The organism is Scopulibacillus daqui, from assembly GCF_016908855.1.
Taxonomy (GTDB): Bacteria; Bacillota; Bacilli; order Bacillales; family Sporolactobacillaceae; genus Scopulibacillus_A; species Scopulibacillus_A daqui.
This window is the reverse complement of record NZ_JAFBER010000039.1, coordinates 1-10494: the sequence shown is the minus strand read 5'-3', so window position 1 is coordinate 10494 and position 10494 is coordinate 1. Positions and strand designations below refer to the sequence as shown.

At 39.3% G+C, this 10494-nt stretch carries 10 protein-coding genes and 2 pseudogenes; 1 reads left to right on the top strand and 11 read right to left on the bottom strand.

Annotation, left to right across the window (positions count from 1 at the left end; all coding sequences use genetic code 11):
• Positions 1-51 precede the first annotated feature (51 nt).
• The 10 genes and pseudogenes from JOD45_RS16680 to JOD45_RS15795 all read right to left on the bottom strand — a co-directional run.
• Positions 52-342 (bottom strand): glycosyltransferase family 2 protein, encoded by a 291-nt coding sequence (locus JOD45_RS16680; protein ID WP_239549328.1) that lies wholly within the window; start codon positions 340-342, stop codon positions 52-54.
• Entirely contained in the window at positions 315-815 is a 501-nt protein-coding gene (locus tag JOD45_RS15830; protein ID WP_239549327.1) for a glycosyltransferase family 2 protein, read from the bottom strand. Before JOD45_RS15830 ends, JOD45_RS16680 begins: the two co-directional genes overlap by 28 nt.
• Before the next feature lie 259 nt (positions 816-1074).
• Positions 1075-2685: a hypothetical protein gene (locus tag JOD45_RS15825; RefSeq protein WP_380898919.1), complete on the bottom strand. Its 1611-nt coding sequence runs from the start codon at positions 2683-2685 to the stop codon at positions 1075-1077.
• A complete protein-coding gene (locus JOD45_RS16675; protein WP_239549326.1) occupies positions 2664-2873 on the bottom strand; it encodes a hypothetical protein in 210 nt (69 codons plus the stop codon). The genes JOD45_RS15825 and JOD45_RS16675 overlap by 22 nt, the downstream gene beginning before the upstream one ends.
• A 508-nt stretch (positions 2874-3381) precedes the next feature.
• Complete coding sequence (locus JOD45_RS15820) at positions 3382-3708, bottom strand: hypothetical protein (RefSeq protein WP_205004882.1); 327 nt, start codon at positions 3706-3708, stop codon at positions 3382-3384.
• A gap of 125 nt (positions 3709-3833) precedes the next feature.
• Positions 3834-4289: a VanZ family protein gene (locus JOD45_RS17010; RefSeq protein WP_380898922.1), complete on the bottom strand. Its 456-nt coding sequence runs from the start codon at positions 4287-4289 to the stop codon at positions 3834-3836.
• A gap of 83 nt (positions 4290-4372) precedes the next feature.
• Positions 4373-5215: a VanY-A/VanY-F/VanY-M family D-Ala-D-Ala carboxypeptidase gene (gene vanY / locus JOD45_RS15810; RefSeq protein ID WP_205004880.1), complete on the bottom strand. Its 843-nt coding sequence runs from the start codon at positions 5213-5215 to the stop codon at positions 4373-4375.
• An 87-nt stretch (positions 5216-5302) separates the two neighbouring features.
• Positions 5303-6430, bottom strand: a complete 1128-nt coding sequence (locus JOD45_RS15805) for a sensor histidine kinase (protein WP_205004879.1) — start codon at positions 6428-6430, stop codon at positions 5303-5305.
• Entirely contained in the window at positions 6423-7106 is a 684-nt protein-coding gene (locus JOD45_RS15800; RefSeq protein ID WP_205004878.1) for a response regulator transcription factor, read from the bottom strand. Before JOD45_RS15800 ends, JOD45_RS15805 begins: the two co-directional genes overlap by 8 nt.
• A gap of 1035 nt (positions 7107-8141) precedes the next feature.
• Positions 8142-8606, bottom strand: a pseudogene (locus JOD45_RS15795) (IS5/IS1182 family transposase); the annotation flags it as partial.
• Positions 8607-8844: 238 nt separating this feature from the next.
• Between JOD45_RS15795 and JOD45_RS15790 the strand changes: the two are divergent.
• A complete protein-coding gene (locus JOD45_RS15790) occupies positions 8845-9357 on the top strand; it encodes a hypothetical protein (protein WP_205004877.1) in 513 nt (170 codons plus the stop codon).
• A gap of 327 nt (positions 9358-9684) precedes the next feature.
• On the opposite strand, the pseudogene JOD45_RS15785 reads toward JOD45_RS15790, so the two are convergent.
• Positions 9685-10269, bottom strand: a pseudogene (locus JOD45_RS15785) (IS3 family transposase); the annotation flags it as partial.
• Positions 10270-10494 lie beyond the last annotated feature (225 nt).

Sequence of the window (10494 nt, the reverse complement as noted above, 5' to 3'; positions counted from 1 at the left end):
GAACCTAAATAAGATGACCCCTATTCAATATAGGAATCATCTTCTAGGTGCTTAATCTCTTTTTTTATTGTGTCCTTGACATAGGTGCCAGTTTATATCTCCTCCCCACTTTTTGTTTGCTTTCTCGTGATTTTCTTGAAGAATATTATTTAGATCTGCGCCGTCCATTTGCTTAAATGTTGCATGGCCTTCATGGTGAATAAAGGCATCCAAGGCTATTACAAGTTCATAGCCTTTCTTTCTGGCACGCGGACATAAATCATCATCTTCAAAGTTGCCAATGCCAAACTGTTCGTCAAATAAACCAATTTCATCTAAAACACTTTTTTTACTAATAAACAAAATCCCACAAGCCGGGGATAAGGAATCGTTTGACCCTCATGCGTTTGTACATACTCTCTTGCAAAGTCTTCTAGTTCATCAAGTCCTTGATACGTGACAGAGACTTGCTGAGGATAAGAACAATAATTGCTTACCGGACCAACCATACCGATCTTATCACTGCTGTTAAGCACACGAAGCATATTCCCTAGCCATTTTTCCGTGACAACAGTGTCGTTGTTCAAAAACAGAATATTATCCCCTGCGGCAATTGCTGCTCCTTGATTACATCCTTTTGGAAAGCCGGCATTTTCATTGTTAAAAATCACTTTTATATCTTGCTGCTCTTTCAAATACTCGACTGTTCCGTCATTAGAGGCATTATCGACAACAATCAATTCAATGTTTTCTGGTGTATGTTTATAAATACTTTCAAGACATCGCTTTGTCATTTCCAGTTTGTTATGGGTTAAAATTATAATACTAGTCTTCATATTTCCTTCTCCCCAATATTAACCCTTTTTTCAAAGAACCAGGCAGAAACCGTCAATTTATTAATTATATATATTAAAAACAATGAATAAGGATACTGAGTTTCAAATTCCTCCCAGTATCCTTTTATCCTTGTGCAAGCTTTCATTGAAAAATATTTCGTCATCACTTAACACTAAGGACTCATTTGAACGATTCTAAATGATGCATTAACGATAACAGCCCCATCAATAGCGGCAGGCAAAATATCAGGAGTTGCACCTACGTTGCGAACTGTAAGTGTTGCCCCGGCAGGAAGTGACAAAATAGCAGTGCCAGATAATGTTTGTGCCGTTTGAGATATATTCTGTTGGCCAAAGATTGTGGATGTTTGTACAGTCGTATTGACAACAATTCCATAAGCAGCCATGTTACCAGCTGGCTGCATGCCATGGTCACTTCGAAAACAATCAGATAATCTCCTGTATTAGGAACGGTTACTTGAGCTGTTCCAGGTGTATGGGCCACTCCCCCGGCAGCAGGGCCATTCGAATTAAATATGACATCATCTCCAGCCCCAACAGTTTGCGGACCAGTACTAAAGAAATATCCGTATACGGATGACCCTCTTGGCCCGGTCGGACCCGTTGCTCCGGTTGGGCCTGTCGCTCCGGTTGGACCGGTTGTTCCGGTTGGACCTGTCTCTCCCGGTGGACCCGTTGCTCCCGGTGGACCCGTTGCTCCCGGTGGACCCGTTGCTCCGGTCGGGCCTGTTACTCCCGGTGAACCGGTCGCTCCAGTTAGGCCGGTTACTCCGGTCGGGCCCGTTACTCCAATTGGACCCGTTGCTCCGGTTGGACCTGTCACTCCGGTTGGGCCAGTCACTCCCGTTGAGCCTGTCGCTCCGGTTGGGCCGGTTGCTCCGATTGGACCCGTCGCTCCCGGTGGACCCGTTGCTCCGATTGGACCAGTTACTCCCGGTGGTCCTGTTACTCCCGTTGGACCAGTCGCTCCTGTTGAACCAGTCACTCCGGTTGGGCCTGTCGCTCCGGTTGGACCAGTTACTCCCGGTGAACCGGTCGCTCCAGTTAGGCCGGTTACTCCGGTCGGGCCTGTCACTCCCGGTGGACCCGTTGTTCCGGTTGGGCCCGTTACTCCAATTGGACCAGTTGCTCCAATTGGACCAGTTGCTCCAATTGGACCAGTTGCTCCGGTTGCACCCGTTACTCCGGTTGCACCAGTCGCTCCGGTTGGGCCCGTTACTCCAATTGGACCAGTTACTCCTGTTGCACCAGTCGCTCCCGTTGAGACTGTTGCTCCAATTGGACCCGTTGCTCCGGTTGCACCAGTCGCTCCAGTTGGGCCGGTCTCTCCGGTTGGACCAGTTACTCCTGTTGCACCAGTCGCTCCGGTTGGGCCGGTTGCTCCGGTTGGGCCCGTTACTCCAATTGGACCCGTCGCTCCGATTGGACCCGTTGCTCCCGTTGAGCCTGTCGCTCCGGTTGCACCCGTTGCTCCCAGTGGACCGGTTGTTCCGGTTGGGCCCGTTACTCCGGTCGGACCGGTTACCCCGGTTGATCCTGTCGCCCCCGTTGGACCAGTTACTCCCGGTGGACCCGTTACTCCTGTTGCACCAGTCGCTCCGGTCGGACCGGTTGCCCCGGTTGAGCCGGTCGCTCCCGTTGGACCAGCTACTCCCGTTGGGCCCGTTACTCCAATTGGACCCGTTACTCCCGGTGGACCAGTCGCTCCGGTTGCACCTGTCGCTCCCGGCGGACCCGTTGCTCCCGTTGCTCCTGTTGTTCCTGTTAGGCCCGTTGCTCCCGGTGGACCCGTTGCTCCTGTTGGACCTGTCGGGCAGGTTGGATCGGTTACTCCAGTTGGGCAAGGCACCCCGGTCCGCCTTTTTGATTTTTTCGATTTCGGTGGACAGCAAAAAACACACTCGCAACATTTACAACAGTTAAAACAATTACAACCGTCACATTTACAGCAGTGAAAAAGATTACAGCGATTACAATGACTAAATAAATGGCTATTATCACAATCATCAAAAGAACAATTTCGTGTTTTTTGCTCACGATTCCGTTTCATAAAACTGCTCCTCGAATATCGAAAATTTTTAAAATGTTATTTATTACAAATCTGTATAAACAGTTTATTCGATTTCCTTAGGAAAGTTCTCTAAACAATGCTGCAAACAATTAAAAGGCAAAAGACTATAAATCGAATAATATATAAAACAGCAAAACCGTTTCTCTTAAATAACAAAGAAACGATTTCCTTTTTTAAACATTTATTTTATTAAGAGCGGTGTCATGCCTTAGACAGCCATGAACCCTGCTTACCCGCTCTTACCCGCTTTATAAGTAGCAGTCGGCATTACAAAAACATCCAGTTAATTCCAATCTTATTTATCATCATAAAATATATTTAAGGGATAGCAGCCTTAAAATTCGAAAACCATCTAATAAATATATTCATAATGTTGTCCTCTCGTGATCGAGCAACTCCGTTCGAAAGCAATGGTACATAAAGAAACCGATCTCCATTATTTTTGGGAAATCGGTTTATCGTTCTATAAAAGGGTTATGGCAGCTTAAAATGTCCTTCACAAAGGATACACTTTTTTGTATTAGCTGGTTTAAGATTTATTTGTTTAACAAATTTAACTTTTTGAAGACGTTGTTCATCTAATAAAATAGCTGCGCTGTCCACGGCATTTTGTTCAAGGTACCAAAGAAGATAAATAGGATCTTTTAAATCGTTATCAATTAAACATTCAAGTGATACAATGACTTCTTTTTTTAATTGGGCATCGTACCCCTTGAATATCGATTTTTGATTAGGGTCGCATGTTATTTGGATCCCATAAGTATTTTCAACTTTTTTTATGATATTGGTCATTAAGTCCATCATAAAGTCCCCCAAAAACTGTAACTTTCAATTAAAGGTAGGACTGCCTGGTCCAGTCTTTTTTAATAGGTTTATTTTCTATTCGGTTTAATCACTTGCCGCAGTATGTTTCGCTTGCCTCGCGATTATGACTGTAAAAAATGCCATTCTCTAAATTTTAATATCCTGTGACATAGCTTGAAAAAGATGCAGCCCATACAGCCTCCAAAAGTGTTAAGTATGAGATCATCTACATCAAAAGCGCCAATAGTAAAAACAACCTGCAAGCATTCGAGACATAAACTTAGACTTAAGGATAAAGCCAATACATTGATTAGCGTCATTCCTTTGTTTTTGGAATATAACAAAAGGAAAGCGCCAAATGGCATGAATATTAGAATATTTCCAAATATATTAATTATATTATGGATCGACGGTCTCTGAATGTAATTAGAAATAGTTTCAAATACAGTAAAATTTCCTGACTGCAGCCTATTTAATATATAATCGGTGTTTCCCAGATTTCTCTGAAGTTGATCCCAAAGAAAACTGATATCAATCGAGTTGAACTTGAACAAAATGATTTTGAATAAAGCATACATATATAAAACAAATAGTATGTGCAACATTATTCGTGTTGTTTTTTTCATTTTTTCTTCCTGCTTTTTTAATTAGTATGTGTTGATCACGAAAACACTGTGACAATGACCCCATCTACATTGTCTCCTGAAATCTCATAATAGTACTGCTTCGGTACGTTAATGGTCATATTATGAGAAACAGGGTAATAAGAAACAGCAGCTTTTATGCCATTGAACCGAATAGAAATATTCTTTTTTTCCTTTAGATATTTCAAATATTCTTCTAAGGCTAAGTTCTTTTCATGCATGATGATACTGTGCGGCAAGCCAACATAACGAATATGCCATGGTTCATATTGGATTCCTGTAATCGCTGTTTTGTCCTCAGGATACCGTAAAACGAATCCGTATTTCCACGCATTTTCTTTCAGCCACTTTCCTTCAGGTGCCCGATTCATTTTCGTTAGGGTTGATCCAACATCTAGCGATAAGCCTAAATTATGTTCACTATAACCTGCCGGCAAAGCATAAGAAGAACCCATTTGTCCAAACAGCTTATTTTGCTCTTTAAAGTCACGGTAGCCGCTATTAATCAAAAAATGACGGACGCCTTCTTTTTTAGCATGATCGAGCATCTCTGAAAATTTTTGTGCTACTCCTTTTGATAGACGAATATTTGTATCTAGCAGCCCGTAGCCATTGACCAATTCATTATGTTGACGCAAATAAACAATATCCGACTTTATCCCCTCCGGATGAACCGGATACTTTTTATTGACCAATACCAGGTTTCCTTGATATACCATATCTTTTGTAATTTCTATTGATCCAGTACTTTTATGAAAAGCTTGCTCTTCTTTTACGCCCCCTATTTTCTGAGGGAATAATAGAGCGATATAAATGCCAGAAATCAGCAAAATAATGACATAAAAGCCCCACTTCTTCATTTGCGTTTTCCTCCTTATCTATCCTGTACTTAGAATAAAGAAAACTGTTTAAAAAAAAGTGGGGCTAAATATTAAATTTTTCTTAAGTTATTCCCTTGCAGTTTTTGCCTCATCTTTTGCCAGAGATTCTTGCGGCAAGCGCACTTCAAAGCATGTACGAATCACACTGCTTTCGACAGAAATATTTCCATGATGTTGTTCTACAATATTTTTGGCAATGAATAAGCCAAGACCTGTACTGCCCTCTTGATGTGTTCTTGCTTTATCACCTTTATAGAACATGTCAAAAATAAAAGGCAATTCTTCCTGAGGAATGTAATCACCATAATTAATCACTCGAATAACGATATGCCCTTCATCAAGAAAGCCGTTGATATCTATAAATTGGCCGTCTTTTCCATAGCGGACAGCATTAGTCAGGAGATTTTCAAACACACGGGCCAGCTGTTCTCCGTCAGCATCAATATATAAATCCGGTTGAATATCCATTCTTGATACTAAATGATTTTTTTTAAACACAGGATACATTTCTTCATTTAGCTGGGCGAGCAGTTCACTTAAATTAATTCTTGTTTTTTTAATAGGCAGCATCCCGTAGTTTACTCTCGTTATTTCAAACAGTTCATCAATCAGTTTCTCTAAACGCTGGGATTTGGTAAATGCGATTTTTGCAAAATGCCTCATTTGTTCCTCTGTTAATTGATCGCCCTTAAGAATCCAATCTAAGTAACCTAAAACAGAAGTCAGCGGCGTACGCAAATCATGAGCCAGATTCACAACCAATTGATCTTTGCTGCTTTCAGCAAAATCCCCTCTTTCTATAGCTTCTTGCAGTTTTTCACTCGCCAAATTGATATCTTGTGCAATTTTCCCAAATTCGTCTTTCGAGGAAATCGTAACGCGATTTTTAAAGTCGCCATTGGCCAAATGATGAATGCCATTAGAAATTTCATTAAAATAAATGGCATACCGTTTAGTTAACAAAAAGAAAAAAATGATCGAAAGGGGAATGAAAATAATCAAGAAAAAATTAACATCTCCAACATTGTTTATGAAGATGCGAAAACGAACCAACGGATCTTCATAATGAACATAAGTATGATAATAAAACTGAAGAGCTTTATAGATCGAATAAGTAATAGCGCCCGACAGAAGCATACTTAACCCTGCGAACTGAATCATTTTAAATCGAAAACTTCGAATTTTGTTATGCATTGAATGTATAACCTACTCCCCAAACAGTTTTGATAAATTTATTTTTGTCGTCCCCGAGCTTTTTTCGCAACGTACGAATATGAACCATAACCGTATTTTGGCTTTCGTAGTATGCTTCCCCCCACACTTTTTGGAAAATGCTTTCCGCGCTAAAAACTTTCTTTGGGTAACTGGCCAGTAAATATAAAATGTCAAACTCTTTCGGGGTCAGCTCAATGTTTTCGCCATAGAGGGCCACTGTGCGCTGTTCAGGATAAATGGCCAATCCGCCAGCTTCCAGTATCAATTGATTGGTTGTGGTTTGATTGAATTGCTTGGAACGGCGAAGCTGGGCTTTTACGCGCGCAATCAGTTCCATCGGATTGAACGGTTTGGTCATATAATCATCTGCGCCAATGACCAGTCCAGTGATTTTATCAAAATCTGAGGTGCGGGCACTTAAAAAAATAATCGGCAGCATATGATGTCGTTCTCGAATTTGACGAGTCACTTCATAACCGTCCATTTTGGGCATCATAATATCTAATATGGCTAAGTCCAGCGATTGCGTTTGGATCACTCGAATAGCTTCTTCGCCATCGGAAGCTTTGATGACACCGTATCCTTCCTTTTCCAGATGCAAAGCAACCAGATCCGCAATCTCAGTTTCATCATCAGCAATTAAAATTGTGTTCATAAATGATTCCACCCCTATATTAGCGTACGGGAAAAACATCCCGCCGCAATGCTTTGCTATATTATATATCGATTGTCTTTCATTTTTAGATTTAAACGTTTTAAAACACCCAACGTCACGAAATCAACATTATCTTAGTTGTTAACAGTCTAATAGTCAAAAACAGATGCCTTTTATTCAGATGTTGATCCTTCTTGTATTAAATGTTATTGACGCTGGCTATTTTAAATATATCAGCTAACCTGAGATGACGCTGTGTTTGGAATGAGAGGCGTTTTTAGCTTGTCAGGTTGCGGCCATACACTCCTTTCAAAGTATGGCAAGAACACACAAATAACTTTGGATGGTATATGTGGGTAATTATAGGGTGATTATAGGGTGATTACCCAGCAAAATCAAATGAATCTCGGTTACATCATTTACAATATCATCCATACTACTATTCAGGACTTTTTACCTATTGAGGATAATATCTTAAAGATCACTGGATAAAGAACAGAAACAGCATAAATATTTTCCATAAAATACTTAGATGATCTTTTACCGTGAAAGATCGCTATTTGTTGCATCAATAAATATTCACAAAATGTCACTTACGAACAATTTCTTCTTTTTATACTAAAAAAATTTAGAGACTATCAATGGTGAACCTTGAGGTGGAGATTCAATTTACTATTGGGTAACTGCTTCAAATAAAACTGATGTGGTTAATCCAGCTCCATGTCCTTCGGAGGAATTAAGTTATGCTCAAATGTGGCAATACTTAGACATTAACGGAATTAGTGAATGTAATATAAATGTTGATGTTAACAGCGCACACGGTACAACAGGAATGTGGAAATTATAAAATTATCAAAACTTCATAGACGTGAATCAATTTCATAATTCCATTGTATAAAGAAAAACAGACCTGCAGGATTTTGATACCTTTAAAAATTTTAAATCTACGCAGCTTGTTGTTGATTTAACATGGCATTAATACGATCAGCAGCTAATTTTGAAGCATTATAAACTAAGGCTACAATGTCAAAATGGGTCAGTTAAAGGGATGTCCAACTGGTCTTCAATCTTCTTTTCGAAAAGAGGTAGGCTAGCTTCGCGTTCTGCCTTTTTCAATCAACCATTATTCCCGTTCTTCCTTGGATTTACGACCACGTCTCTTGGGGGCTTTTTCAGGCTTTTTTTCCTTTGGAGGTGCCTTATCTTCCGCTTCAAAGTAAGTGGCATCAATGGCGATTGTATCATCTGTAATAAATCCTTCAGTGATCGCTTGACTAAGCCTTTAATAAATGGAATTCGTTCGGTAATCATTGCCACTAAGGAGTAAATCATTGCCGCATCATTAAGTTCAACAGGTCTGTCCAAGCGCGACTTTTTCTTTACCACAGTGAGAATCGGATCAATATCAATAGCTGAAAAAATAGCTTCAAATCGTTGGGTAGGTTCTAAATCGTATAATTCTTGCAGGTCAAAAAGGCTTCCTTGTCGTATAATAGTCATAGGGAGTATTCCTCCAATCTCTGTAGTTTTGTGTCGCAACTTACTATTTCGAGATTTGGGGAGGTACTCCTTTTTTAACATTCTAAACCCTTTGTGTCTCAAGGGCTGTTATTTATGAAATTCATCCAAATGATACTTTTGACATATCACTATTTGGCTAATTATTTGGTATATTTAAATTAGTTCAATAACATTCCTGAAATAGTACGCAAAAAACGTATCAAAAAGGGGGATTTTTATGAAGAAACTAGTGAAGAAACAAATTATCAAAGGTGTTACCGTTATGACTACTTTGGGCATTTTAGGGTCTGCATATACATTTATTCCTACAGCTGCAAACGCTAAAACTGCCAGCACCCCTGTAGCTCAAAGCATTCAATCACCAGATAATGTAAATGACATACAATCAAATCCAATATTTCGAAGTTTGAGTGAAGATCAAAAAGCAGAGTTCTTAGAAATTGCACAGGAACTTCATTTAAGTCTTGATGAACAGAATGATTTACTTAAACAAAGATTTGATTATCATCATCGGATACAACCTCAATGGAAATCATCGATTATTAAAGCCGCCGCTAAAATGATAGCTGCCAAATGTGGAGAAAAATCCGTTGCAGACATAACTGATTTTTTATTTGAATGGGAAGATGATCTTCAAACAGGGATTGAGAAATCATTAATTAAGTATGGTCACTTTAATAAAAAAGTAGCAAAATGGACAGCTAAAAGCATTATATTCGTCCTATTTTAATAAATCATCCGACCAATTATAATAATTTTAACTATACTAAAAATAAGGGATGGTAAGTTTTGCGGAATATTAAAAATATACTTTTTTGGATTTTGGTATTATTTTTTTTAGTAGTTAACTTTATTAGAACCTTTATTAATTCTAATCTCGGACACTCTGTAAAAGAATACTTTAATAGTGTCCCTATATCTGTGAAAATAATAATAACAATTTTATACATTTTGCTTTTAGTTTATCTATTTCCTTTTAAAAAAAGCAATAAAGGGAAGACCTCATAAAAAATGAACTGCCCCCTGTCAAGTAGACAGTGGATATAATAAAAATAATCTAAGCGGCTTTAGCTCTATATTCCATAGGGATAAGGCCGTTTAGTCGTTTTTGATATCTATCGTGATTATAAAATTGTATGTACTCATCGATCGCAACAGAAAGTTCTTCGAAGGTCTCGTATTTATGTAAATAATATTTCTCACATTTAAGGGTTCCCCAAAAAGATTCCATTGATCCGTTATCTATATACCTACCGACGCGTGACATACTTTGCACCATCCCAGCCGCATCTATCCTTCGTTTAAATCCATGGGATGTATACTGGAAACCACGGTCACTATGGATAAGTGGATGATCCTGATCCCCATCTAAAAGTGCTGTCGCTTGGTCGAGTGTCTTGAATACAAGGTCACTGTTATTGGAATGCCCTAGAACATAGCTCACAATCGATCCATCATATAGATCAAGAATGGCACTTAAATAGGCTTTTTTTGATGATCCATACTTAAATTCCGTAACATCAGTTACCCATTTTTCATTCGTTTTTTTTGCTGTGAATTCACGATTCAACACATTTTCTGTGACATGTTGGGGGTTAGAGTGTTTGTAGCGTTTCCTCTTTTTCCGAATAGAGCACAATATGTTTCCATTCCCAAGTCGTTTTTCTCCCTTTAGTCATAGAGCTCGTCCTCCCACTGCACGTATCCTTTAATTCCCTATGACTATTATACTTGTTAATCGACTTAATGAGGACAGAACGACTCGATATTTGGGTTCTACGTCAAATGTTGGGGTAGGAGTAATAGCTTCTACTCCTTAACCCAACTGATATCCCGTTGATTTATATTGATGATGTAATAATATACG

Bases quoted from the DNA above. Each gene is read 5' to 3' on its own strand.
- JOD45_RS15830 (WP_239549327.1), bottom strand. From the start codon at position 815: ATGAAGACTAGTATTATAATTTTAACCCATAACAAACTGGAAATGACA.
- JOD45_RS15820 (WP_205004882.1), bottom strand. From the start codon at position 3,708: ATGGACTTAATGACCAATATCATAAAAAAAGTTGAAAATACTTATGGG.
- JOD45_RS17010 (WP_380898922.1), bottom strand. From the start codon at position 4,289: ATGTATGCTTTATTCAAAATCATTTTGTTCAAGTTCAACTCGATTGAT.
- vanY (WP_205004880.1), bottom strand. From the start codon at position 5,215: ATGAAGAAGTGGGGCTTTTATGTCATTATTTTGCTGATTTCTGGCATT.
- JOD45_RS15805 (WP_205004879.1), bottom strand. From the start codon at position 6,430: ATGCATAACAAAATTCGAAGTTTTCGATTTAAAATGATTCAGTTCGCA.
- JOD45_RS15800 (WP_205004878.1), bottom strand. From the start codon at position 7,106: ATGAACACAATTTTAATTGCTGATGATGAAACTGAGATTGCGGATCTG.
- JOD45_RS15790 (WP_205004877.1), top strand. From the start codon at position 8,845: ATGAAGAAACTAGTGAAGAAACAAATTATCAAAGGTGTTACCGTTATG.